This is a genomic window from Conexibacter woesei DSM 14684, from assembly GCF_000025265.1.
GTDB lineage: Bacteria > Actinomycetota > Thermoleophilia > Solirubrobacterales > Solirubrobacteraceae > Conexibacter > Conexibacter woesei.
This window is the reverse complement of record NC_013739.1, coordinates 3135020-3158778: the sequence shown is the minus strand read 5'-3', so window position 1 is coordinate 3158778 and position 23759 is coordinate 3135020. Positions and strand designations below refer to the sequence as shown.

Sequence of the window (23759 nt, the reverse complement as noted above, 5' to 3'; positions counted from 1 at the left end):
ACCTCACACTTGCATACCCTCGACCGGATGAGTCCGCGCGCCTGGGCCGCCTTCGCGACGATGTCGGTCCTCTGGGGGATCCCCTACCTCTTCATCAAGGTCGCGGTCGACGACGGCGTCCCGCCGGCGTTCGTCGCGTGGGCGCGCGTCGTGCTGGCGGCGCTCGTGCTGCTGCCGCTCGCGTGGCGCGCGAGAGCGCTCGGATCGCTGCGCGGCCGCGGCCGCTGGCTGCTCGCCTACGCCGTCGTCGAGATCTCGATCCCGTTCCCGCTGATCGCGTTCGGCGAGACGCACGTCTCCTCCTCCACGACGGCGATCGCGATCGCGACGGTGCCGCTGATCGCCTCGCTGCTGGCGCTGCGCTTCGCGCCCGGCGAGCGGCTGACCGGCCGCCGCCTGGCCGGGATGCTGCTCGGCTTCGGCGGCGTCGCCGCGCTCGTCGGGATCGACGTCTCCGGCAGCGCCGACGAGCTGCTCGGGATCGCCGCGATCGTCGCCGCGGCGGCCGGCTACGCCTGCGGGCCGCTGATCATGAGCCGCGGTCTGAACGACCTCGACGGCCGCGCGACGATGGGCGTCAGCCTCGCGCTCGCGGCGCTCGTGCTGACGCCGCTGGCGGCACTCGACCCGCCGACGGAGGTGCCGCCGACCGGGGCGATCGCCGCGATCGTCGTGCTGGGGATCGTCTGCACCGCGGCGGCGTTCGTCGCGTTCGCCGTGCTCGTGCGCACCGCCGGGCCGAGCCGCGCGGTGATCATCACCTACGTCAATCCCGTGATCGCGCTCGCGCTCGGCGTCGCGCTGCTGGGCGAGCAGCCCGGCGCGGGCGCGCTCGTCGGTCTGCTGCTGATCCTGCTCGGCTCGTGGCTGTCGACCGACGGCCGCCTGCCCCCGCCCGTCGAGCGCTGGCTGGCGGCCGGCGCCGCGCGCTGAGCTGCACGCGTGTTGCTGGGCGCAGTCCCGATGCGCGCGGGCGGTTACATTTCCGTCCCATGCCTCCTGCCCTCCCCACCACCGACGAGCCGAGCGTCGCCTCCACCAAGCGGCTGCTCAACATCGTCCTCGCCGTCGGCATCGCCGACCTCGTCCTGTTCATCGCGCTGATCTATTTCGCGTTCATCGACCGCAGCGACTCCGCCGTCAGCCTGCTCGGGCCGATCCACGGCATCGGCTTCGTCGTGCTGCTCGGCCTCACCGCCAAGGGCGCGGTCGACGGCCGATGGGGCTGGTGGTTCCCCGCCGTCACGCTCGTGACCACCGGTCCCCCCGGCTCGATCGTCGGCGACCTGATACTGCGCAGACAGCTCGAGGAGCGCGAGGCCGCCGGCTCGCTCGGCGCCTGATCCGACCCTCGTCTAGCGCTCGGCGCGCACCGCGAACAGCGCGACCGTCCCGGTCAGCAGCGCGGTGATCGAGAGCGCGGCCGGCATGCTCGTCGCGTCCGCCACGAAGCCCAGCAGCGGCGGACCGGCGAGCAGCCCGAAGTAGCCCAGCGTCGAGACGGCGGCGATCGCCGGTCCCGGCGCCATGTCGCGCACGCGCCCGGCCGCGCTGAACAGCAGCGGCACGCCGTTGCCGACGCCGAGGCCGACGAGCAGCAGCGCCGGCAGCGCCACCCACGCCTCGCCGACGAGCAGCATCACGACTATCGACAGCGCCGCCGTCAGCGAGCCGGCCCGCAGCAGCGGACCCGGGCCGACGACACGGTTGAGCCGGTCGCCGCAGAAGCGGCTCAGCGCCATGCCGCCGGAGAACGCGCCGAAGCCGATCGCGGCGACCGTCGCGCCGGTTTCGAGGTCGTGGTCGAGGTAGAGCGCCGACCAGTCCGTCATCGCGCCCTCGGCCATGAACAGCATGAAGACGAGCGTGCCGACGAGCAGGGCGCCGCGCGAAGGTCGCGCGAACGTCGCATGCGCGCCGTCGCGCTCCTGGGCGGCCGACATCGAGCCGAGGTGCGGGCCGGCGGCGACGCCGAGCGCGAGCAGCAGCGCGACGGCGACGATCGCCTCGACGCGCGGGTCGACGCCGAGCGCGTGGGCGAGCGCGACGCCGCCGGCGCCGACGAGGCCGCCGAGGCTCCAGCCGCCGTGCAGCGACGACATGACCGGCGTCCGCGCGGCATGCTCGACGGCGACGCCGTGCGCGTTCATCGAGACGTCGAGCAGGCCGATCGCGGCGCCGAGCACGAACAGCGCGAGCGCCAGCGTCGGAACCGACGGCGCCAGCAGCGGCAGCGCGCCGGCGAGCGGCACGGCCAGCGCCCCGAGCCGGGTCAGGTCGGCGCTCGGGCGGTGCGCCAGCTCACGGCCGGCGAGCGGCATCGCGACGAGCGACCCTGCCGCCATCGCGAGCAGGCAGAAGCCGATCGTCGTCGTCGAGATGTCGAGACGGTCGCGCACGAACGGGACGTTCGCCGCCCAGGTGCCGATCACGACACCGCTGAGGAAGAACATCACGCCCGTCGCGACACGCGGACGCTGAGGGACCACGATCACAATGTGGCACACGCCCCCGCGTGCGCGTCGTGCGGCGCCCGTCAGCCTCCAGGCGGCGGCACCCGAACCCGCGCGACGGCCTCCGTCTCGACCGGAACGCCGTGCGGCAGCTGCGCGACGCCGATCGCCGAGCGGGCGTGCCGCCCGGGCTCGCCGAGCACCTCGTGGATCAGCTCGGACGCGCCGTGCGCGACCTGCGGCTGCCACGTGAACTGCGGACCGCTCGCGACGAAGACCGTCAGCTTGTGCACGCGCACGACGTTCTCGAGCCCGCCCGCGACCGCGTCGAGCTGGGCGAGCACGTTGATCGCGCTCTGGCGCGCGGCGCGGCGGCCGCGCTCGACGTCGTCCTCGCCGAGCAGCGGACCGCCGACGTCGAACAGCTCGCCGTCGAGCACGGGCACCTGACCGCAGGTGTGGACGAGGCCGTGCTCGTCGATGCTCGACGGAAGCTGCCAGACGGCGGCCGGGCCGGCGGGCTGCAGCCTGATGCCGAGCGCCGCGAGCCGGCCGGCGATCGTGGACGTGTCGTGCGTCATGCGCGTGCCCCCGGCGCGAAGCGGTCGAGCACGTTCGCAGTGACGCGCGAAGTCGCGGCGTCGACGAGCAGCGTCGCGATCCAGGTGATCGAGCCGGTGCTGAAGACCTCGCCGCCCGGCCCCGGCACGTCGCGGTAGACCATCTCCGCGCCGCCGCCGTCGGCGTTGAGGCCGCGCGCGAGCAGGACGAGGTCGTCGGGCGAACTGGCGCTGCGCTTGTCGGTCTCGTGCCCGGACGCACCGCCGGGGATCCGCTCCTGCAGCGAGTTCGCGCCGAAGACGCCACCGGCGCCGAGCCCCGTCCCCGCGAACGCCCAGTGGCCGGGGGCGAGCGCCGCGTACGGCGCCGCGGTGCCCTCGCCGGCGTGCGTGAAGGTGACGCCGAGCAGCTCGGACTGCGGCGCGACGGTGCGGTGGAAGCGACTCTCCAGCCCGGCGTCGGCGGGATCGTCCGGGTCGGGCTGCTGCGTCAGGTAGCGCGCCGCGCCGTCGCCGACCGGCTCGACCTCGCAGTCGATCCCGTTGCCGCCGAGGTAGACGAGCCGCCCGCCGCGCTCGAAGACCCAGCCGCGCGTGCGCTCGTACATCGCGCGCGACCAGTATTCCGGGTGCGACTCGGTCAGCAGCGCGTCGTAGGCGTCCAGATCGAGCGTGCCGTCGTGCAGCTGCTGGTCGCTGTAGAGGTCGTACGCGTAGCCCTCGCGTTCGAGCCACGCGAGCAGCCGCCAGAGGCCGGGCGCCAGCGTCGACGCGAGCCGCCCGCTCATCGGGTCGGTCGCCTGCGCGTCGCGCTCGACGTGACAGTCGAGCTCAGGCCGCTCGTAGGAGAGCGGCGGATAGGCGTCGTTCGGCGCCGCCTGCGTCGTCTGCGGGCCGATCCGGTAGCGGTCGAGGTCGAGCCGCGCGTTGATCGTCGGCGTCGCCGGCAGCCCGTCCGCGTTGACGTAGTTGGAGCGGCCGCCGAAGTTGTTGTACGCGTTCCAGTTCATCGTCGCGGCGAGCACCGCGATGCGGGCCTGCGGCGCGGCCGGGGCGACGACCCACGGGAACGCGAAGAACCCGCCGGAGGGCGTCTCGGCGTGGACGTAGTAGAGGCCCGAGCGCTGCGGCGCGGCGACACGCCGCACGTGGCCGGGGCTCGCGTAGCCGTGCCGGTTCCAGTCGACGCCGGTCTGCGTGAAGTCGCCGTCCGGGAGGATCTGCGCCGTCGCGCGCGGGCCGTGGTCGTCGAACCAGCCGAGCAGCTCGACCAGCTCCTTGCGCAGACCGTAGCGCCACAGCTCGGCGCGGATCGGCTCGGGCGCGTGCAGCCGCAGCTCGGCGTGCTCCGGCGCGCGCGACCACTTCGGCCAGACGAACCCGGTCAGCCGGTCGGACAGCAGCCGCAGCCGGAGGGGCGCCTGCGGGGCGACACGCGCGACGACGTGCTTCGGCCCGAAGCCGTCGCGCGCGAGCACGATCCGGTACTCGCCTGGCGCGACGTCGGCGTGGATCGCGCCGCTCGCGGTGGAGCGCACGGCGGCCGCGAGCGCGCCGTGCGCGCCCTCCTCGGCCGGCGTAAGCTCGACCTCGACCCCGGCCAGCGCGAGGTCGCGCTCGTCGCTCACGTGTCCGATCAGCATCAGGTGCTTCGCTCCTTCTCGGTGACGGGTGCCGGCGCCTCGGCGTCGGCGAAGTGGCAGGCGACGCGGTGCGGCGACGCGGCTGGCGCGGGCGGGGCGCCGACGCCGGGGGCCGCGTCGAGCCCGGGCCGCTCCTCAGCGCAGCGCGCGGGGTTGCCGAGCTGCTCGCGCAGCGGGCAGCGCGTGTGGAACGCGCAGCCGCGCGGCGGGTTCGCCGGGCTCGGCACGTCGCCGCGCAGGATCGTCCGCCGCCGCGCCCGCTCCTGCCGCGCATCCGGCACGGGGACCGCCGACAGCAGCGCGCGCGTGTACGGGTGGAGCGGATTCGCGTACAGCTCCTCCGCGCTCGCCAGCTCGACGACGCGGCCGAGGTACATCACGGCGACGCGGTCGGCGAGGTGGCGCACGACGGCGAGGTCGTGCGCGATGAAGAGGTAGGCGATCCCGAGCCGCGCCTGGAGGTCCGCGAGCAGGTTGATCACCTGCGCCTGGATCGAGACGTCGAGCGCGCTGATCGGCTCGTCGGCGACGATCACGTCCGGCTCGACCGCGAGCGCCCGCGCGATCCCGATCCGCTGCCGCTGGCCGCCGGAGAACTCGTGCGGGTAGCGCGCCGCGAAGCTGCGGTCGAGCCCGACGACGTCGAGCAGCTCGCCGACGCGCGCGTCGAGCGCGGCGCCGCGCGCGAGGCCGTGGACGCGCAGCGGCTCGCCGATCGCCTGACGCACGGTCTGGCGCGGGTCGAGGCTCGCGTACGGATCCTGGAAGACCATCTGCACACGGCGGCGGTAGCCGCGCAGATCGCGTTCGGGCTTGCCGAGCGCGTCGTCCCCGTCGAGCCGGATCGCGCCCTCCTGCGGCTCGTTGACGCGCACGATCGCGCGGCCGACGGTCGACTTGCCCGAGCCCGACTCGCCGACGAGCCCGAGCGTCTCGCCGCGCGCGAGCGTGAACGAGACGTCGTCGACGGCGCGGATCCAGCCGACCGGCCGGCGCAGCACGCCGCCGCGGATCGGGAACCAGACGCGCAGCTGCTCGACCGACAGCAGCGGCGCGCCACCGGCGCCGTCCTCCGCGTGCACGCCCGCTGCGTCGAGCGCGCTCATCCGACCACCGCCGCGGCGTCGGGCGCCGGATCCTCGCGACGCGGCCGCCAGCAGGCGACGCTGCGCGCTGGATCCCAGCCGGCGTCCTCCAACGGCTCCAGCGGCGGGTCGGCCGCGGCGCAGCGCTCGACGGCGTGGGCGCAGCGCGGCCGGAACGGGCAGCCCGCGATCTCCGCGCCGAGGTTCGGCGGCACGCCCGGGATCGGCGTCAGCTGCGCCTGGCGCGGGCGGTCGAGCCGCGGGATCGACGCGAGCAGCCCCTGCGCGTACGGGTGCGCGGGCCGCGCGAGCAGCGGCTCGGTCGGCCCCTGCTCGACGATCCGCCCGGCGTACATGACCGCGACGCGGTCGGTGAAGCCGGCGACGACGCCGAGGTCGTGCGTGATCAGCAGCAGGCTCATCCCGAGCGTCTCGCGCAGCTCCGCCAGCAGCTCGAGGATCTGCGCCTGGATCGTCACGTCGAGCGCGGTCGTCGGCTCGTCGGCGATCAGGAGCGCCGGCTCGCACGACAGCGCCATCGCGATCATCGCGCGCTGGCGCATGCCGCCGGACAGCTCGTGCGGGTGCTGGTCGACGCGGCGCGGCGCGTCGGGGATCCCGACCTGTTCGAGCAGCTCGACCGCGCGCGCCCGCGCCGCCGCGCCCTCGGCGCGGCCATGCGCCTCCAGCTGCTCGGTGATCTGGCGGCCGATCGTCAGCACCGGGTTCAGCGACGACAGCGGGTCCTGGAAGATCAGCGAGACGACGGCACCGCGCAGCGCGCGCAGCCGCTTCTCGCCGAGCCCGACCAGCTCGTCGCCGCGCAGCCTGATGCTGCCGGCGGCGATCCGCGCGGTCCGTCTCGGCAGCAGGCCGAGGACGGCGAGCGCGCTGACGCTCTTGCCCGAGCCGGACTCGCCGACGAGGCCGACGGCCTCCCCTTGGCAGACGTCGTAGGAGAGCCCGCGCACGGCGCGGACCGTGCCGCGCCGCGTCCTGAACTCGACGTGCAGGTCGCGCACGGACAGCAGGGGGTCGTTCATCTCTCGCTCCGCGGGTCGAGGGCGTCGCGCAGCCCGTCGCCGATGAAGTTGACGGACAGCACGACGAGGCCGATCGCGATGCCCGGCGGGACCCAGATCCACGGCCGGTCGATCAGCACCTCGGGCGACTGCGCGGCGTTGACCATCTGACCCCAGCTCGGCGTCGGCGGCCGCACGCCGAGGCCGAGGAAGCTCAGCCCGGCCTCCACGAGGATCGCGTTCGCGACGCCGAAGGTGCCGACGACCGACAGCGGCCCGAGCAGGTTCGGCAGCAGGTGGCTCGTCACGATCCGGCGTCCGGAGGCGCCGATCACGCGCGCCGCGACGATGAACTCGCGCTCGCGCAGCGACAGTACCTGCGCGCGCACGAGCCGCGCCGTCGTCGGCCACGTCGTCAGCGCGATCACGACGATGATCGACGTCAGGCTCGGTCCGGCGATCGCGACGAAGACGATCACCATCAGCAGCGGCGGCACGCTCATCACGGCATCCGTCACGCGCATCAGCGTCGCGTCGACCCAGCGGCCGAGGTAACCGGCGGCGAGGCCGACGCTGGTGCCGACGAGCAGCGCGATCGCGACCGCGCCGAGGCCGACCGCGAGCGACGTGCGCGCGCCGTAGACGAGCCGCGCCCAGACGTCGCGGCCGACGTCGTCGGTGCCGAGCAGGTGCCCGTCGCCGGGCGGCTGGTTGACGGCGTCGAGGTCGATCGCCGTCGGCCCGTCCGGCGCGACGAGCGGCGCGAACACCGCCAGCGCGACGATCAGCACGAGCACGGCGATGCCGGCGAGCGCGAGGCGGTGCTCGGCGAAACGCCGCAGTGCCTCGCGTCGCGCGGAGCCGGTGACCGGGACGGCGGCCGGCGGCGCGTCGAGGACGGGCGGCGCCGCGCTAGGCAAGACGCACCCGCGGATCGGCCTTCGCGTAGGCGAGGTCGACGAGGAGGTTGACGATCGTCACGGTGACGGCGACGAGCAGCACGATCCCGAGCATCAGCGCGATGTCGCGACCGGCCGCGGCGCGCACCGCGAGCTGTCCCATCCCGGGCCAGCCGAAGACCTGCTCGACGATCACCGCGCCGGCGATCGTCTCCGGCAGTCTGATCCCGATCGCGGTGATGACCGGCAGCAGCGCGCTGCGGAAGGCGTGCCGCACGATCACGCTGCGGCCGGAGAGGCCCTTCGCGCGGGCGGTCGTGACGTACTCGCTGCCGAGCACGTCGAGCATGCTCGCGCGGGTGTAGCGCAGCAGCGGCGCGGCGAAGCCGATCGCGAGCACGCTCGCCGGGAGCACGAGGTGCTTGACGAGGTCGCCGAGCGAGTCGTCGCCGAGCGTGTGCATGCCGCTCGTCGGCAGCCAGCCGAGCTTGACGCTGAAGAGGTAGATCCCGCCGAGCGCGAGCACGAAGCCGGGGATCCCGATCAGCACGACCGGCAGCGACGACAGCACGTAGTCGATCGCGGTGTGCTGCTTGATCGCGGCGACGACACCGAGCACGAGCGCGAACAGCGTCCCGATCACGAGCGCGGTGCCGAGCAGCAGGACGGTCGGGCCGATGTGCCGGCGCAGGTCGTCCGCGACCGAGACGCCGTCGACCGACGAGTAGCCGAGGTCGCCGCGCAGCGCGTCGCCGAGCCAGCGCGCGTAGCGCACCGGCAGTGGCTGGTCGAGCCCGAGCGCGGCGCGCTGCTGCGCGATCTGCTCGTGGCTCAGCTGCGCGACGACCTCCGGCGACAGTCGCGCCGTCAGCTCGTCCCCGGGCGCGAGCGAGAGCCCGAGGTAGAGCAGCACGGAGACGATCAGCAGCACCAGCACGCCGGTCGCCAGCCGCCGGATCACATACGCACCCATCGCTCAGGCTCTCCCGTCCGTCCCCGCGCGCCTAGCCGAGCGTCCAGCCGGCGATCTCGAACGCGCTGTCGCGGTCGTTCGGGAAGATCGCGAACGTCCCGCCGAGCTTGTCGCTGTAGGCGTGGAAGTTCGCGGTCTGCCACAGCGCGGCCTGCGGCACGTCTCTGTTGAGGATCTGCGCCGCTCTCGCGTACAGCTGCGCGCGTCTCTCCGGATCGGCCTCGCCGCGCGCCTGCACGTAGAGCGCGTCGAGGTCGCAGTTGGCGTAGAACGACGAGAGCGGCGCTCTGCAGTTGTAGTAGACCGAGCTGCGGTCGGGCGAGAGCCCCATCGCGCCACCCGAGTTGAGCGTGACCGGGGTCTGCGGGTTTCTGTCGACGTTCGCGGCCGACCACTTGGCCGCGTCGAGCGGTTCCAGCACGGCGTTGATGCCGACGTCCTGCAGGTTCTTCTGGATCACCGGCGTCATCTGTCTCCAGAGCGGGTCGACGTCGGTCGCGTAGGCGATCTTGAACGGCGCGTCGCCGTCGAAGCCGGCCTCCGCGAGCAGCGCTCTCGCCTTCTGCGGGTCGTGCTCGTAACGATCGAGCGCGGGGTCCTCCTGGTCGAAGCCGGGCAGCACCCAGCGGATCTCGCCGTGGTCGCCGAAGAGGCTTCTGAGCATCGCGCGGCGGTCGATCGCGGAGTAGATCGCCTGCCGCACGCGCGCGTCTCTCGCCTGCGGGTGGTCGGTACGGAACTGCAGCATCTGCACCGCCGGCGAGACGACGTACTCGTTTCTGAGCCCGTCGACGCGCGTCAGCCGCGACTCGTCGTTCGGCGACGCGTTGATCACGAGCTGCAGCTCGCCGGACTCGAGCTGCGCGACGGCAGACTCGGGCTTGACGTCGAGCTTGAAGAAGAGCGTCCCGATCTTCGGCGCGCCGCCGAAGTAGCCGTCGTTGGCGGCGAACTCGTAGTACTGGTTCGGTGCGATCCGCGTCAGCGTGTACGGGCCCGTTCCGACCGGTCTGCTCGTCGCGAAGGCGGTTCTTCTGACGTCCGCCGCGGTCGCGTCGGCGAGCAGGTGCTCGGGCATGATCGAGTAGACCGCGTCGGTGAGGTTGCGGACGTACTCGGCGTTCGGCTTCGCGAGTCTGATCTCGACGGTGTGCTCGTCGAGCGCTCTGATGCCGCGCAGCGGTCTGCTGGTGCCCTCGATCTCGGCGCCGCCCTCGATGTCGCGCCACTGCGTCGGCTGGTAGCCGACGTACGCTTCCGGCCCGAACTGCGCCGCCTGCGTCGCGGTGAAGACGACGTCTCTGGCGGTGAACGGCGTGCCGTCACTCCAGCTGACGTCGTCGCGCAGTCTGAACGTGAAGGTGCGCTGATCGCTGGAGGCCTCCCAGCTCTCGGCGAGGTCGGGCGCGAGCGTTCTCTCGTCCGATCTGACCTTCACGAGGTTCGAGAACAGCAGCGAGTTGACGATCGCGTCGTTGCCCGTGCTCTGGTTCCACGGGCCGAAGCCGGGCGTGTTGATACCCAGGCGGGTGAACGCGAGTCTGCCGGCGGATCCGCCGCCCGCACCGCCGTCCGCGGCGGCCGCGGTGCTCGCGTCACCGCTCTGCGTGACGCCGTCCGGCAGGTCCGATCCGCCGCCGCCGCAGCCGGCCAGGACGAGCAGCGCCGCGAGCACCGCGGCGAGCGGCGCCAGCACGCGCCGCGACCTTCTCAATGCGTCAGAACCCATCGAGTCTCTCTCCTCGTGACGACCACATTCTGTTCGTTAAACGAACGGAATGTTCTCTATACGAATTCTACCGTCGGTCCACCTGCGATGCAAGCCGCTCGCAGGTGAATTCAGCGTGGTGCAACCGAACACGACGTTCTCTCCAGCGACGCGCGTCATCGCGCCGCCGCCGGCAGTTCGAGCCCGAGCGCGGCGAGCGCGTCGGCGTGGACGATCCGCTCGATCGCCTCCTCCGGCACGCGCGGAAGACGCGTCCCCTCGACGATCTCGTTGACCCTTCGCAGCCCGGCGATCGTCTCGCCGGCGGTCGCGATGGGGAAGTCGGAGCCGAGCAGCAGCTTGCCCGTCGCCCCCCACTCGTGCGCCATCGTCAGCGCCTCCCAGCACATCCACGGGCGCAGGATCAGCGACGAGACGTCGGCGTAGACGTGCGGGTGCTTGCGCACGACGACCGCCGTCTCGCGCGGCCACGGGTGACCCATGTGCGCCATCACGACGCGCAGCTCGGGGTGCGCGATCGCGATCTCGTCCATCGTCAGCGGATGAGCGAAGCGGATCGGCGCCTCGCGGATCGGCGACGTGCCCTGGTGGAAGAGGATCGGCAGCCCGCGCTCGGCCGCGAGCGCGTAGAGCGCGTGCGCGGCGTCAGAGAGCGGGTCGAAGCCCTGGTAGTTGGGTCCGAGCTTGATGCCGACGAGCCCGAGCGCCTGACAGCGGTCGACCTGCTCGACGAGGTCGTCCCAGCGCGGGTCGAGCCCCATGAAGCCGATCCGGCGCTCAGGCGCCGCGGCGACGAACGCCGCGGTGCGGTCGTTGCACGTCTCGAGGTCGTACGGCAGGCCGGTCATCGCGAGCGGATCCGGCACGGCGATGTTGAAGACGATCGAGACGTCCGCGCCGGACTGCGCGGCGTCGAAGTCGGCCCACGAGTTCGTCGTCACGACGGGGCGGTCGTTGCGCCACGCCGGGTAGACGAGCCGCTCGTCGTCCGGCACGCGCTCGCGGTGCGTCGGCGTGTGGGTGTGGACGTCGACGATCACGCCGCGGCCCTCGTCAGCTGCTCCAGCAGGTCGTCGCGCAGCCGCACGCCGAGGCCCGGCGCGTCCGGCAGGCGCACGTGCGCGCCGTCGCCGGGCAGCGGCTCGGCGAGCACGTCCTCGTCGTAGTAGTGGGCGCCGATCACGTCGGATGGGATCGCGGGCGCGAGCCCCGGCGCGGCGCAGGCGACGTGCACCTGCGCGGCGGCGCCGACGCCCAGCTCGCCGTTGGAGCCGACGATCGACTCGACGCCGAACGCGTGCGCGACGCGCGCCAGCTCGACCGCGCGGGCCGGACCGCCGGCCTTGCCGACGTAGACGCTGACGACGTCCGCCGCCTCCGCGCGCAGCGCGGCGACGAGGTCCTCCAGCCCGAAGACGCTCTCGTCGAGCACGATCGGGAGGTCGCTGCGCTCGCGCAGCTCGCGCAAGCCGGCGAGGTCGCCGGGAGCGAGCGGCTGCTCGACGAACGCCGGCGCGTGCGCTTGCAGCAGCGCGACCGCGCGGCGCGCCTGCGCGCGCGACCAGCCGCCGTTCGCGTCGGCGCCGAGGAACGCCTGCTCGCCCGCGAGCGCGCGCGCCTGGCGCAGCCGCTCCGCGTCGCAGTCCGGGTCGAGCCCGACCTTCACCTTGAACGCGCGGAAGCCGGCGGCGCGCGCGGCCTCGTAGGTGCGGCGCAGCCGCTCGCCGTCGCCTGAGAGCGAGCACTTGATCGGCACCTGCTCGCGCAACGGGCCGCCGAGCGCGACGGCGAGCGGCACGTCGAGCGTGCGCGCGTACGCGTCCCACAGCGCGATCGAGACGCCGGCCTTCGTGAACGGGCTGGCGGCGAGCGCGCGGTCCATTCGCGCCTCCAGCGCTGCGACCGGCACGAGCGGCTGCCCGACGATCGCGGGCGCGAGCGCGCTGCGGATCGCGTGCTCGGCGGTCGCGCCGTCCTCGCCGCTCCACGTCAGCGTCGCGCTGACCTCGCCGAGCCCTTCGACGCCGGCCGAGGTGACGACGCGCACGAGCAGGAAGTCGGAGCGGTCGTGCGTCCCGCGCGCGCCGGAGACGAGCAGCTCGGCCCGCACGCGCGGGCTGACGCGCAGCGTCTGCAGCGCGACGACGGTCGCGTCGCGCGCTCGCGGCCGTGGCGCGCTCACCCGCGCGCCCCCGCGTTCGCCGCGACGGCTCCGCTGAGGCGCGCGTCGGTGCGCGCGCGGCAGATCCGATGCGCCTGCGCGAGCAGCTCGCGGCGACGCGTGTCGACCGGTGCGAGCGGGAGCCGCACACGGTCGGAGGCGAAGACGCCGATCTCCGCCAGCAGCGCCTTCGTCGTGACGATCTCGTCGCCGATCCCGAAGACGTGCGAGAACGGCAGCACCTCGGCGGAGAAGACGTCGAGCGCGCCCTCGGCGTCGCCCGCGCGGTGGCGGCGCCACGTCTCCGCGAACGCCTCCGGGAAGAGCGCCGGAACGATCATCATCACGCCGTCGACGCCGGCGTCGAGGTAGCGGAAGAGGATCGGGTCGTCGCCGCCGTGGACGCGCAGGCCGGCCGCCTGCCAGGCGGCGACCTTGTCGAGCGCGTGGTCGGTCAGCTTGACGGTGTTGAGGCGGTCGATGCGTGCGGCGTACTCGACGATCTGGTCGGCGGTGACGTTCGTCGCGGTCGGCGCCGGGTTGTCGTAGAAGACGAGCTCGACGTCGGTCTCGGCCGCCAGCTCGGCGAGGTGGTCGCCGAGCCCGCCGGGCGTGTTCGGGAAGTAGTACGGCGCCGCCAGCAGGACGCCGGCCGCGCCGTGCTCGGCGGCGTGCCGGGCGATCGCGACGCTGTCCGCGAGCGACGTGTGCGTGACGCCGACGACGACCCGCTTGTCCTCCGGCGTCATCGCGAGCGCGGCGGCGGCGATCTCGAGCCGCTCGGCGGTCGTCATCGACGGCGCCTCGCCCGTGCTGCCGAGCAGCGTGTAGCCGTCGACGTGCGGCAGCATGTGGTCGAGCAGCCGTTGGAAGCTGCCGGCGTCGAACGCCCCGCCGTCGTCGAACGGCGTGGGGATGACGGGAAGGATTCCTTCGATCTTCATGTACGGGTCACCGGGCCAGGGTTTGACGGGATGCCCGCCCGCATCGTGCGGGCGAGCGCTTGGAGACGGTCTGGGTGCAGCGCGCGTGCGTCGTCGACGAGCGCGCCGCCGAGCGCGACGGCCGCCGCGCCGGCGTGGAGGTAGTCGGCGGCGTCGCCGGGTCCGACGCCGCCCGTCGGCACGAGCCGCGCGCCGGGGAACGGACCGAGCAGGTCGCGCACGTACGCGGGCCCGAGCGCGCGGGCGGGGAACAGCTTGATCAGCGCGGCGCCGGCGTCGAGCGCCCGCGCGACGTCGGTCGGCGTGAAGGCGCCGGGGATCGCGAGCACGTCCCGCTCCGCGGCCCACGCGAGCACGTCGAGCGCGAGGTGCGGCGACAGCAGGAACTGCGCCCCCGCCGCGACCGCCAGCTCAGCGTCTGCGACAGTGCGAACCGTCCCCGCGCCGACCAGCAGCGCCGCACCGCTCGCCCCTGCCGCGCCGCTCGCGCCAGCCGCGCCGCTCGTCGCCCCGCCCACCGACGTCAGCTGCTCGATCGCGATGAGCGCGTCTGGGGTCGTCAGGCTGATCTCGACGGCGCGCAGGCCGCCGGCAGCGACGGCGCGCGCCGCGACTGCCGCGCGGCCGGGCTCGGACAGACGCACGATCGCGAGCACGCGCTCGGCCTCGATCCGCCCGGCGATCGCCTTCGATCTGTTCGTAGTTCGAACGCTCAGCTCCATTTGCGAACAGCATATGCAGACCGACACACGCAGTGCAAGGAATTCGCTCGATCGCTGACGCGTTCGCTTTCGGCGGTGCTCGTTCGGTGCACGAAGAGCGATTTGTCAGCGATCGCGACGCGCGAGCGCCGCGATCACGTCGGCGACCGCGTTTGCGGCGCGCTCGAGCGCGTCCTCCCCGGCCGCGGCACTCGCCTCCCGCGGGTCGTCCGTCCAGCCGCCGAGCCGTACCCACGCGCGCGGGTCGGCGACGACCGTGCCGGCGAGCGGATCCGCCGGCGCCCCACCGTCCACGCGCCGCTCGCCACCCCTACCGCCGACCGCCGGTGACGGCGCGAGCTGGGCGACGTCGACGTCGTCACCGGCGAGCGCTAACACCAGCGACGTCTCGTATGCGCCTGCGTGCCCCGGGAACGGCCAGCCGGCGAGCGTGGCCGGCGGCGCAGAGACCCGCCAATACGAGACCGCCGCCGCCAGCATGTCGTGCTCGATCGCGGCCGCCTGGGCGACCGCGCCGCAGATCTCTGCGTTGCCGCCGTGCGCGTTCACGATCAACGCGCGCTCGCAGCCGCCGGCGCGCAGCGACCGCAGCAGGTCGCCGAGCACCGCCGCGAGCGTCGCCGGCGACAGCGACAGCGTGCCGCCGAACGGCAGGTGGTGGTCGGACGAGCCGTACGCGAGCGTCGGCGCCAGCAGCGCGGTGACGCCGTCCGGCAGCCGCTCGCAGGCGGCGCGCGCGACCGCGCCGGCGACCAGCGCGTCGGTACCCGTCGGCAGGTGCGGTCCGTGCTGCTCGACGGCGCCGACCGGCAGCACGGCCACCGCCTCCGGCGCCAGCGCCCGCAGCCGCTCTCGCGTCGCTCGCTCCCACAACAGCGTCGTCACGGTTCAGCTCTCCTCTCCGCATTCGGCCAGCGCGTTTGCTGAGCAAACTTGTCGTTCGGTCTAACATACGGCGCGCATGGACCAAGCTCAAGACCATCCGCGCCGCCTGTCGCACCGCCCACCGCGGTCGCAGTACGCTGGGCGAACACGTCAGGGGGTCGGGACACGAATGGAGGAGCGATGGCCGCCTCGTCGGGCGATCTGAGCAGTCTCGAAAAGGGGCTCGCGGTGCTGCGCGAGCTGGCCGCCGGCGAGTCGGGCATGACCGCCGGCCAGCTCTCGACCGCCACCAGCCTCAACCGCACGACGATCTACCGCCTCTGCGACGCGCTCGAGCGCGGCGGCTGGACGATGCGCACGAGCGATGACGACGCGACCCGCTTCGAGCTCGGCGTCGCGGCGCACGGCCTGGCGGTCCTGATCACGAACAAGTACGACACGGAGGCGCGGCTGCGGCCCGTGATCTCGGAGCTGTCGCAGGCGCTCGGCAAGACGGTCCACGTCGGTGCGCTGGAGCGTGCGGAGGTCGTGCACGTCGCGCGGGCGCTGCCGAGCTCCGGGCTGTCGGTCGCTGCGCGCCTCGGCACGCGCGAGCACGCGCACTGCTCAGGGCTCGGGAAGGCGCTGCTCGCGACGCTCTCCCCCGCCGTCGTCGACGAGCTCTTCCCCACCGACGAGCTGCCGCGCCAGACCGAGCGCTCGATCGTCACGCGCAAAGCGCTCCACGAGGAGCTCGCGCGAATCCGCGCCGCCGGCTACGCGCTCGACGACGAGGAGGGCACGCTCGGCGTCCGCTGCGTCGCGAGCCCGGTCTTCACGAGCGGGGGCCGTGCGCTCTTCGCGCTCAGCGTCACGAGCGTCCCGGCCGGCCTGCTGGGCGACGACCTGACGCGCGCGGTCGACGCGGTGCGCGGCGCGGCCGCGCTGCTGAGCGCGTCGTTCGGCGGTGCCGTCCCGAGCGGCTGGGGCACGCCCGCGCCGGCTACTTGACCGCGCCGGCTACTTGACCGCGCCGGCTACTTGACCGAGCCGGCTACTTGACCGAGCCGGCGAGCATCCCCTGCACGAAGTAGCGCTGGAACGCGAGGAAGACACACAGCGGGATCGCCAGTGACAGGAACGAGGCCGGCGCGATCAGGTCGATGTTGGAGCCGAACTGCCGTGTCTGGGTGAAGATCGCGACCGTCAGCGGCTGCGTGTCGCGCCCGAAGGTGAGCGCGACGATCAGGTCGTTCCACGTCCACAGGAACTGGAAGATCGCCAGCGACGCGATCGCCGGCAGGCCGAGCGGCAGGATCAGCCGCACGAAGATCTTCAGCTCCGAGGCGCCGTCGATCCGCGCCGACTCGAGGATGTCTCTCGGGATCCCGGCGAAGAAGTTGCGCATCAGGAAGATGCCGAACGGCAGCCCGAACGCGACGTGGAACAGCACGAGCCCGAGCACGGTGTCGAACAGCCCGGTGTCGTTGTAGAGCGAGAAGATCGGGATCAGCGCGACCTGCAGCGGCACGACGAGCAGGCCGATCACGACGACGAACAGCCAGTCGCGACCGGGGAATCTCAGCCACGCGAAGGCGTAGCCGGCGAGCGACGCGACGACCACGAGCAGGATCGTGTTGCCGACTGCGATCTGCACCGTCACCCACAGCGCGTTCATGATGTCTCTGTTGTCGAACAGCGCGCTGTAGTTGTCGAATGTCGCGAGGCTCGGGTGGGCGACGACGTTCCACCACCCTCTCGTCGTGATCTCGCTCGCCGGCAGCAGCGAGGTGAACAGCAACCCGAGCGTTGGCACGAGCCACAGCACCGAGATCAGCAGCAGCAGGATGTTCAGCGGCCCGCGCGAGACCGCCCGCCCGATCCGCGCCGCGAACGACTCCGGATGCGCCGCCTTCGCGCGCGGAGCCGTGACGGCCTGGCCTGCGGTCTCGCCCGACGCTGACGCGGACATCTAGTTCTCCTCCCGCTTGAAGCGCCGGATGTTGAGCGCCAGGACGGGGATCACGAGCAGGAACAGGAAGACGGCGATCGCCGAGCCGAGGCCGAAGTCGTTGATGCCGCCGAACGACGTCCGCCACATCGCCAGCGCGATCACGTTCGCGTCGTCCTGCGAGGACTGCGGCGCGACCGACAGGATGATGTCGAAGACCTTCAGGACATTGATGATCATCGTGATGAAGACGACCGACAGGACGGGCGCGAGCATCGGCACCGTCACGCGCCTGAAGACCTGCCACTCGGTCGCGCCGTCGGTCCGCGCGGCCTCCAGCACCTCGCGTGAGATCGACGACAGGCCCGCCGCGATGATCACCATCGCGAAGCCGGCCCAGACCCAGATGTAGGCGATCATCACCGCGGGCGTGATCAGCTTCTCGCCCAGCCACGAGACGCCTTCGAACGGGGCCGAGAACGTCTGCGAGCCGATCGCGACTCTGAACTCTCCGGAACCGACGTCGCCGAACGAGAACGCGCCGGTCGCGTCGCTGGTCGTCGACGCCTTCACGCCGCCGCCCGGATCGCGCAGCTCGACCGTCACCCCCGGCAGGCCCAGCTCGCCTCTCTCCACCACCCCCGGTCTGCCGCCGCCGGGCCTGAAGTCACGCCAGACGGTGCCGGTGATCGCGCCCGCCTCCGGTCTCGGCTGGAGCGCCTGTCTGGCGTCGGCTGGCATGTCGGCCGGCGGGATCGCGGTCAGCCCGAGCACCGCCGTCCCGCCCGCTCTGACCGGTTTTCTGAGCACGAAGCCGCTCGTCGTCGAGCCGGTCAGCTGCGGCGAGGACGGCTGCGCGGTCGTCAACGCGCCGCCGGAGCCGAAGGTGTCGTCGACGACCTTCAGCGTCGCGTTGATCGTCCCCATGCTGGGGTCCTTCTCGTCCATCACGCGCCAGATCACGCCGGCCGCGAAGAGCGAGATCGCCATCGGCATGAAGACCGCCGTCTTGAACGCCGTCGACCAGCGGATCCGCTCGGTCAGGACGGCGAAGATCAGCCCGATCGCGGTCACCAGCGCCGGCACCACCGCGACCCAGATCACGTTGTTCTTGATCGCCGTCTGGAGCGTGTCGGTGGTGAAGATGTCCTTGTAGTTGTCGAACGCGACGAAGTCGCCGCCGTCGCGGTCGAAGAAGCTGCGGACGATCGTCCAGCCGGTCGGGTAGATGATCCAGACGACGAGGAAGATCAGTGCCGGGGCGAGAAACAGCAGCGGGACGAGGCGCGCGCGCCCGCGCCCCGGCCGCTTCCCACCCTGGCTGACGGTCGCCGCCTCCACGGCCTACTTGTACGCTCTCGCGGCCGCGTTCTCGAGCGCCTGCGCGGTGCCGTCTATGTCGCTCGGGTCCGCGAGGAAGTCCTGCAGGATCTTCCACTCGCCCTGGCTCGGCGTGCCGCCGAAGGCGGCCGGCGCGAGGTCGGACATGTCGAAGCGGAACGTTCTCGCTTCGGCGATAGCGGTCGCGACCTCCTGCGTGATCTCGTCCGGGTACGCGTCCTCGCTGACGCTTCTGTTCGGCGACGAGAAGCCGCCGCGCTCGGCCCACACGGTCGCGCCCTCGGGCGAGGCGAGGAACTCGACGAACGCTCTCACCGCGGGCGTGTCGCGGAACGTCGTGATCGAGTCGCCACCGCCGACGACGTAGTCCTCGGAGTCGCCGATCTCTGGGAACGAGTACACGTTGAAGCCGGTCTCCGCTCTCAGTCTCGTCGACTCCGCGACGACGCCGGGGACGAAGTCGCCCTCTATCACCTGCGCGCCTCTGGCCGGATTGACGAAGACGTTCTCGACCGACGCCGGGAACTCCGTCTGGAGCGCGCCCTGCGTCCCGCCGACGATGTTCGCTCTGTCACCGAGCACCTCGGCCATCGTTCTCAGCGCCGCTCTCACGGACGGGTCCGTCCACGGGATTCTGTGCTCGCTGAGCTGGTCGTACTTCTCCGGCCCGGCCTGGCGCAGGTAGATGTTCTCGAACAGGTCGGTGAGCGTCCATCCGTCCGCACCGGCGATCGAATACGCCGGGACGCCGGAGGCGCCGAGCGTTCTGGCGTTTCTGAGGAACTCGGCCCAGTCGTCGGGATCGTCGACGCCAGCGTTTCTGAACGCCTCGACGTTGTACCAGACGGTCGACTTGTTGGCCCCCTTGAAGACGAACGAATACAGTCTCCCGTCGATCGTCCCAAGTCTGACGAAGTCAGGCGCATAATTCGCGCTGATGGTGTCGCTCGCGTAGTCCATCGGTCTCAGCGCGCCGCGTCTCTGGAAGTCTCTGATCAGCCCTGGCTGGGCGATCGTCGCGATGTCGGGCGGGTTGCCGCCCTCGACCGCGGTGCCGACGACCGTCGGCAGGTTGTCGCCGGCCGAGGTGTATCTCACCGTGACGTCCGGATAAGTCTCGTTGAACTTGTCGATGACGGCCTGGAACGATCTCTGCTCGTCGCCGGTCCAGATGCCGATCACCGAGACCGATCCTCTGACGTCGGTCGCCTGCGTTGACGCGCCTCCTCCCCCGGAGGTCGTCGAACCGCCGCCGTCGTCGTCGTCGCCGCAGCCGGCCGCGAGCACCGCCAGTGCGAGCACGAGCAGCGCGGCGAGCGCTGAGAACCTGAAGCGGTGCCGTGTCACGGTGTAGCTCCTTCCGTCTTCGCGTCGTAGATTCCGAGCCCACTCTCGGGATCGAAGAAATGCAGTGCGGTGGTGTCGACGGCCAGCTCGATCGCGTCGCCCTCGGCCGCCTTCGAGCGCGGCGCGAGCCGGCCGACGATCGTCGCCTCGGCCGCCTCGGCGTCGAGCGACTGCAGGCCCTTGTCGGCCGCCAGCTCTTTGACCTCGTCGGTCCGCGCCGGGCGCGCCGCGATCGTCGCGTGGATGTCGACCTCGGAGCCGAGCGCCTCGCGCAGCGTCACCTGCGCTCTGAGGCGCCGGTCGGACGGGGTGTCGGCGCCCGTCTCCGCGGCGTCCTCCAGCGACTCGGGCCGGATCCCGAGCACCAGCTCGCGCCCGACCCACTCCGACAGCGCCGGGCGCGCGTCGACCAGATCCTGCGGCAGCCCCAGGCGCTGGTCCCCCAGTCTCACCGCGAAGCCACCGTTCGCCTGCTCGAAGATCGCCTCGACGAGGTTCATCGCGGGGCTGCCGATGAAGCCGCCGACGAAGAGGTTGACCGGGTGGTCGTACAGCTCCTGCGGCGTGGCGACCTGCTGCAGTCTGCCCTTGCGCATCACCGCGACGCGGTCGCCCATCGTCATCGCCTCGATCTGGTCGTGCGTGACGTAGATCGTCGTGACGCCGAGGTCGTCCTGCAGCCGCGCGATCTCCGCGCGCATCTGCACACGCAGCTTCGCGTCGAGGTTCGACAGCGGCTCGTCCATCAGGAACGCCTGCGGCTCGCGCACGATCGCGCGGCCCATCGCGACGCGCTGGCGCTGGCCGCCGGAGAGGTTGCGCGGCTTGCGCTTGAGCCACTCGGTCAGGTCGAGCACGCGCGCGGCCTCTCTGACGCGTCTGTCGATCTCGTCCTTCGGGATCTTCTTCAGCCGCAGGCCGAACGCGATGTTCTCGTAGACGGAGAGGTGCGGATAGAGCGCGTAGCTCTGGAAGACCATCGCGATGTCGCGGTCGCGCGAGGGGACGTCGTTCACGACGCGCTCCCCGATTCTCACCGCTCCCTCGCTGATCTCCTCCAGGCCCGCGACCATCCGCAGCGCGGTCGTCTTGCCGCAGCCGGAGGGGCCGACCAGCACCATGAACTCCTGGTCGCCGATCTCCAGGTCCATCGAGGACACCGCGCGGGTGCCGTCCGGGTACACCTTGCTGACGCGATCGAGCGTGACTTCGGCCAACGAGACCGCCCCTTCCTGAAACTGTCGAGGGCCCGTCCCGCCGGAGCGACAGCCCCTCCTCCAGCCAAGGTCGTACCCCGCATGTCGCGGCGCCCAAACGGCGGGCGGACGCGTGCACGCGAGCGTCCATCGGTCAGCTTCAGGACCGCCCGGTCAAGCGCCGACACACCGCGGCCGATGACGGTGGCATCACAGCGATGGAAGGACCGCGTTGCAGCTGAACATCTCCGGGGCGCCGCTGCGGCGGCTGCTCGCCGTCGTCACGGCGGTCGCGCTGGCGTTGCTGTTCGCGCAGGCGCTGACCGACTTCGGCGGCGCGTGGGCCGACGTCGCGATCGACGACGTCGTCTACTTCGGGCTGGAGCTGGGCGGCGCGACCGCGTGCCTCGTGCGCGCGGCGCTCGTGCGCGACCGCCGCCCCGCGTGGATCTGCATCGGCCTCGCGATCCTGCTGTACGCCGCCGGCGACGCCTTCTGGGGCCTGCAGTCGGCGCGCGGCGCGTACCCGTGGCCGGCCGACGTCGCGTACGTCGCCTTCTATCCGCTCTCGCTCGGCGGGATGGCGCTGCTGCTCGCCGACGGCCGCGACCAGGTCGCCGCGCGGCTGTGGGTCGACGGGCTGATCGCCGGGCTCGCGGTCGGCGCGGTCGCCGTCGCGTTCGCCTACGAGCCGATCCTGGAGGCGACCTCGGCGTCCTCGACGCAGACGGCGCTCCACCTCGCCTACCCGCTCACCGACCTGATGATGATCGCGCTCGTGCTGACCGCGTTCGCGACGCAGGCGTGGCGGCCCGGCGGCGTGTGGGTGCTGCTGGCGATCGGCGCGCTCATCTTCGCCGTGGCGGACACGCTCTACGCGTACCAGAGCGCCAACGGGACGTTCGACGACGACTCGCTCGTCTCAGCGCTGTGGCCGGCGGCGCTGGTGACGTGGGGCTGGGCCGCGTGGCAGCCGTGGCGCCCGCGGCACGTCGACTACGGCTTCGGGCGGCAGACGTTCGCGCTGCCGACGGTCTTCGCCGCGCTCGCGGTCGCGCTGCTGCTCTACGGTCAGTTCGCCGACGTCCCGACCGCGGCCGCGCTGCTGGCGACCGCGGCGCTGCTGCTCGCGACCGCGCGCGCGGGCCGCACCTTCCGCGAGAACATGCGGCTGTTGCGCGCGACGCGCGAGGAGGCGCTGACCGACGGCCTCACCGGGCTGCCGAACCGGCGGCGGCTGATGCACGACCTCGAGCGCGCGGTCGCGCTCTGCACGGCCGACGAGCGGCTGCGGCGCACGCTCGTCTTCTTCGACCTCGACGGCTTCAAGGGCTACAACGACGGCTTCGGCCACGCCGCCGGCGACATGCTGCTCGACCGCCTCGCCGGCCGGCTGGCGGAGGTCGTCGTCGGCCGCGGCCGCGCGTACCGGCTCGGCGGCGACGAGTTCTGCGTGCTGCTCGACGGCGCGCTGCCGGCTGACGACCCCCTGATCCTCGCGGCGGTCGCGACGCTGCGCGAGCAGGGCGAGGGCTTCCGCGTCGGCGCCTCCTACGGCGTCGTGACGATCCCGTGCGAGGCGCAGTCGGCGACGCACGCGCTGCAGCTCGCCGACCAGCGCATGTACGCCGCCAAGGACGCCTCGCGCACGTCGAGCCGCCGGCAGACGTGCGACGTCCTGCTGCAGGTGCTGCGCGAGCGCGAGCCCGACCTCCACGAGCACCTGCACGGGGTCGCGGCGCTGGTGGTCGGCGTCGCGCGCGAGCTGGGGCTCGACGCCGAGCAGGTCGACGAGGTCGCCCGGGCGGCGGAGCTGCACGACATCGGCAAGATCGCGATCCCCGACGCGATCCTGCACAAGCCGGGGCCGCTCGACGCCGACGAGTGGCGGCTGATGCGCGAGCACACGGTCGTCGGCGACCGGATCCTCGGCGCGGCGCCGGCGATGCGGCCGGTCGCCCGGATCGTCCGCTCCAGCCACGAGCGGTGGGACGGCTGCGGCTACCCGGACGGGCTCGCGGCCGAGCAGATCCCGCTCGGCGCGCGGATCGTCGCGGTCTGCGACGCGTACGACGCGATGACGAGCGAGCGGCCGTATCAGCGGCGGCTCGCGCACGCCTCCGCGCTGACGGAGCTGCGCCGCTGCGCCGGGTCGCAGTTCGACCCGGCGGTGGTGGCGGCGTTCGTGGAAAGCTCGCCTGGGGGCTCGCATTCCATTGGGACCACTCGCCCGGGGGCTCGCGCTCCCGGGCCGAGCAGTTCCGAGGAGGCTGCTACGCCTTGACGGCGGAGACGTCGATCGCGATCTTGACCTTGTCGGCGACGAGCATGTTGCCCGAGCCGAGCGCCTGGTTGAACGTCATCCCGAAGTCGCCGCGGTTGATCTGACCGGTGACCGAGAGCGCGACGCGCTGGTTGCCCCACGGGTCCTCGTCGGCGCCCTCGACGCTCGCCGCGAGCGTGATCGACTTCGTCACGCCGTGGATCGTGATGTCGCCCGTGACCTTGAAGCTGTCCTCGTCGACCGGGGTGATCTCGGTCGAGACGAACGTGATCTGCGGGTGGTTGGCGGCGTCGAAGAAGTCGGGCGACTTGAGGTGCTCGTCGCGCTGGGACTCGCGCGTGTCGACGGACGCGACCTCGACCGCGCCGCTCGCCGTGGCGGTGCCGTCGTCGGCGATCGTGAGGCTGCCCTGGAACTCGTTGAACTGGCCCTTCACGGTGGCGATCGCCATGTGCTTGACCTGGAACTCGACGGACGAGTGCGAAGGATCGACGTTCCAGGTGCCGGTCGGGACGGAGGTGAGCGTGGTGGCGGACATGTGGTGGTGGCCTTCCTGACGGGTGGTGAAGTGATTGCGTGCACAAC

At 72.5% G+C, this 23759-nt stretch carries 22 protein-coding genes; 4 read left to right on the top strand and 18 right to left on the bottom strand.

Features of this window, described 5'->3' with window-relative positions:
• Positions 1–27: 27 nt before the first annotated feature.
• Both CWOE_RS14735 and CWOE_RS14730 read left to right on the top strand, forming a co-directional pair.
• Complete coding sequence (locus CWOE_RS14735) at positions 28–933, top strand: DMT family transporter (protein ID WP_012934424.1); 906 nt, start codon at positions 28–30, stop codon at positions 931–933.
• Positions 934–992: 59 nt separating this feature from the next.
• On the top strand, positions 993–1343 hold the full coding sequence (locus CWOE_RS14730) for a DUF3817 domain-containing protein (protein WP_012934423.1): 351 nt from the start codon (positions 993–995) through the stop codon (positions 1341–1343).
• 12 nt (positions 1344–1355) lie between these two features.
• Here CWOE_RS14730 and CWOE_RS14725 read toward each other — a convergent pair whose 3' ends face one another.
• The 13 genes from CWOE_RS14725 to CWOE_RS14665 form a co-directional block, all read right to left on the bottom strand.
• Positions 1356–2489 (bottom strand): MFS transporter, encoded by a 1134-nt coding sequence (locus tag CWOE_RS14725; RefSeq protein ID WP_148261023.1) that lies wholly within the window; start codon positions 2487–2489, stop codon positions 1356–1358.
• A 47-nt stretch (positions 2490–2536) separates the two neighbouring features.
• Positions 2537–3034, bottom strand: coding sequence for a RidA family protein (locus tag CWOE_RS14720; RefSeq protein ID WP_012934421.1), 498 nt, complete (start codon positions 3032–3034; stop codon positions 2537–2539).
• Complete coding sequence (locus CWOE_RS14715) at positions 3031–4656, bottom strand: carboxypeptidase-like regulatory domain-containing protein (RefSeq protein WP_012934420.1); 1626 nt, start codon at positions 4654–4656, stop codon at positions 3031–3033. Before CWOE_RS14715 ends, CWOE_RS14720 begins: the two co-directional genes overlap by 4 nt.
• Positions 4656–5762 (bottom strand): ABC transporter ATP-binding protein, encoded by a 1107-nt coding sequence (locus CWOE_RS14710; protein ID WP_012934419.1) that lies wholly within the window; start codon positions 5760–5762, stop codon positions 4656–4658. The genes CWOE_RS14715 and CWOE_RS14710 overlap by 1 nt, the downstream gene beginning before the upstream one ends.
• The gene (locus tag CWOE_RS14705; RefSeq protein ID WP_012934418.1) at positions 5759–6784 is read right to left on the bottom strand and encodes an ABC transporter ATP-binding protein; all 1026 of its coding nucleotides are present in this window, start codon (positions 6782–6784) and stop codon (positions 5759–5761) included. Before CWOE_RS14705 ends, CWOE_RS14710 begins: the two co-directional genes overlap by 4 nt.
• Complete coding sequence (gene opp4C, locus CWOE_RS14700) at positions 6781–7683, bottom strand: oligopeptide ABC transporter permease (RefSeq protein WP_012934417.1); 903 nt, start codon at positions 7681–7683, stop codon at positions 6781–6783. Before opp4C ends, CWOE_RS14705 begins: the two co-directional genes overlap by 4 nt.
• Positions 7676–8635 (bottom strand): ABC transporter permease, encoded by a 960-nt coding sequence (locus tag CWOE_RS14695; protein WP_012934416.1) that lies wholly within the window; start codon positions 8633–8635, stop codon positions 7676–7678. Before CWOE_RS14695 ends, opp4C begins: the two co-directional genes overlap by 8 nt.
• Positions 8636–8666: 31 nt before the next feature.
• A complete protein-coding gene (locus CWOE_RS14690; RefSeq protein ID WP_012934415.1) occupies positions 8667–10364 on the bottom strand; it encodes an ABC transporter substrate-binding protein in 1698 nt (565 codons plus the stop codon).
• Positions 10365–10519: 155 nt separating this feature from the next.
• Positions 10520–11404, bottom strand: a complete 885-nt coding sequence (locus CWOE_RS14685; protein ID WP_012934414.1) for an amidohydrolase family protein — start codon at positions 11402–11404, stop codon at positions 10520–10522.
• A complete protein-coding gene (locus CWOE_RS14680) occupies positions 11401–12546 on the bottom strand; it encodes a mandelate racemase/muconate lactonizing enzyme family protein (RefSeq protein ID WP_012934413.1) in 1146 nt (381 codons plus the stop codon). Before CWOE_RS14680 ends, CWOE_RS14685 begins: the two co-directional genes overlap by 4 nt.
• A complete protein-coding gene (locus CWOE_RS14675; RefSeq protein ID WP_012934412.1) occupies positions 12543–13469 on the bottom strand; it encodes a dihydrodipicolinate synthase family protein in 927 nt (308 codons plus the stop codon). The genes CWOE_RS14680 and CWOE_RS14675 overlap by 4 nt, the downstream gene beginning before the upstream one ends.
• Positions 13466–14191 (bottom strand): bifunctional 4-hydroxy-2-oxoglutarate aldolase/2-dehydro-3-deoxy-phosphogluconate aldolase, encoded by a 726-nt coding sequence (locus CWOE_RS14670; protein ID WP_012934411.1) that lies wholly within the window; start codon positions 14189–14191, stop codon positions 13466–13468. Before CWOE_RS14670 ends, CWOE_RS14675 begins: the two co-directional genes overlap by 4 nt.
• A gap of 105 nt (positions 14192–14296) precedes the next feature.
• Positions 14297–15076 (bottom strand): creatininase family protein, encoded by a 780-nt coding sequence (locus CWOE_RS14665; RefSeq protein WP_012934410.1) that lies wholly within the window; start codon positions 15074–15076, stop codon positions 14297–14299.
• A 180-nt stretch (positions 15077–15256) separates the two neighbouring features.
• Between CWOE_RS14665 and CWOE_RS14660 the strand changes: the two genes are divergently transcribed.
• Positions 15257–16066, top strand: a complete 810-nt coding sequence (locus tag CWOE_RS14660) for an IclR family transcriptional regulator (protein WP_012934409.1) — start codon at positions 15257–15259, stop codon at positions 16064–16066.
• A gap of 43 nt (positions 16067–16109) precedes the next feature.
• On the opposite strand, the gene CWOE_RS14655 is transcribed toward CWOE_RS14660, so the two are convergent.
• The 4 genes from CWOE_RS14655 to CWOE_RS14640 are packed head-to-tail and all read right to left on the bottom strand — an operon-like array spanning position 16110 to position 20911.
• A complete protein-coding gene (locus CWOE_RS14655) occupies positions 16110–17027 on the bottom strand; it encodes a carbohydrate ABC transporter permease (RefSeq protein WP_012934408.1) in 918 nt (305 codons plus the stop codon).
• Entirely contained in the window at positions 17028–18347 is a 1320-nt protein-coding gene (locus CWOE_RS14650) for an ABC transporter permease (protein ID WP_012934407.1), read from the bottom strand.
• Between the two features lie 3 nt (positions 18348–18350).
• A complete protein-coding gene (locus tag CWOE_RS14645) occupies positions 18351–19694 on the bottom strand; it encodes an ABC transporter substrate-binding protein (protein WP_012934406.1) in 1344 nt (447 codons plus the stop codon).
• Positions 19691–20911: an ABC transporter ATP-binding protein gene (locus tag CWOE_RS14640; protein ID WP_012934405.1), complete on the bottom strand. Its 1221-nt coding sequence runs from the start codon at positions 20909–20911 to the stop codon at positions 19691–19693. Before CWOE_RS14640 ends, CWOE_RS14645 begins: the two co-directional genes overlap by 4 nt.
• Positions 20912–21122: 211 nt before the next feature.
• Here CWOE_RS14640 and CWOE_RS14635 point away from each other — a divergent pair, with 211 nt between their 5' ends.
• Positions 21123–23174: a bifunctional diguanylate cyclase/phosphohydrolase gene (locus CWOE_RS14635; RefSeq protein ID WP_012934404.1), complete on the top strand. Its 2052-nt coding sequence runs from the start codon at positions 21123–21125 to the stop codon at positions 23172–23174.
• Here CWOE_RS14635 and CWOE_RS14630 read toward each other — a convergent pair.
• Entirely contained in the window at positions 23164–23712 is a 549-nt protein-coding gene (locus tag CWOE_RS14630; protein ID WP_012934403.1) for a YceI family protein, read from the bottom strand. The genes CWOE_RS14635 and CWOE_RS14630 overlap by 11 nt on opposite strands.
• Positions 23713–23759: the final 47 nt, after the last annotated feature.

What these genes read in the sequence shown, in the direction of transcription:
- CWOE_RS14735 (WP_012934424.1), top strand. Translation starts at nt 28, where the DNA reads ATGAGTCCGCGCGCCTGGGCCGCCTTCGCGACGATGTCGGTCCTCTGG.
- CWOE_RS14730 (WP_012934423.1), top strand. Translation starts at nt 993, where the DNA reads ATGCCTCCTGCCCTCCCCACCACCGACGAGCCGAGCGTCGCCTCCACC.
- CWOE_RS14720 (WP_012934421.1), bottom strand. Translation starts at nt 3,034, where the DNA reads ATGACGCACGACACGTCCACGATCGCCGGCCGGCTCGCGGCGCTCGGC.
- CWOE_RS14715 (WP_012934420.1), bottom strand. Translation starts at nt 4,656, where the DNA reads ATGCTGATCGGACACGTGAGCGACGAGCGCGACCTCGCGCTGGCCGGG.
- CWOE_RS14710 (WP_012934419.1), bottom strand. Translation starts at nt 5,762, where the DNA reads ATGAGCGCGCTCGACGCAGCGGGCGTGCACGCGGAGGACGGCGCCGGT.
- CWOE_RS14705 (WP_012934418.1), bottom strand. Translation starts at nt 6,784, where the DNA reads ATGAACGACCCCCTGCTGTCCGTGCGCGACCTGCACGTCGAGTTCAGG.
- CWOE_RS14695 (WP_012934416.1), bottom strand. Translation starts at nt 8,635, where the DNA reads ATGGGTGCGTATGTGATCCGGCGGCTGGCGACCGGCGTGCTGGTGCTG.
- CWOE_RS14690 (WP_012934415.1), bottom strand. Translation starts at nt 10,364, where the DNA reads ATGGGTTCTGACGCATTGAGAAGGTCGCGGCGCGTGCTGGCGCCGCTC.
- CWOE_RS14675 (WP_012934412.1), bottom strand. Translation starts at nt 13,469, where the DNA reads ATGAAGATCGAAGGAATCCTTCCCGTCATCCCCACGCCGTTCGACGAC.
- CWOE_RS14670 (WP_012934411.1), bottom strand. Translation starts at nt 14,191, where the DNA reads ATGGAGCTGAGCGTTCGAACTACGAACAGATCGAAGGCGATCGCCGGG.
- CWOE_RS14660 (WP_012934409.1), top strand. Translation starts at nt 15,257, where the DNA reads ATGGCCGCCTCGTCGGGCGATCTGAGCAGTCTCGAAAAGGGGCTCGCG.
- CWOE_RS14655 (WP_012934408.1), bottom strand. Translation starts at nt 17,027, where the DNA reads ATGTCCGCGTCAGCGTCGGGCGAGACCGCAGGCCAGGCCGTCACGGCT.
- CWOE_RS14630 (WP_012934403.1), bottom strand. Translation starts at nt 23,712, where the DNA reads ATGTCCGCCACCACGCTCACCTCCGTCCCGACCGGCACCTGGAACGTC.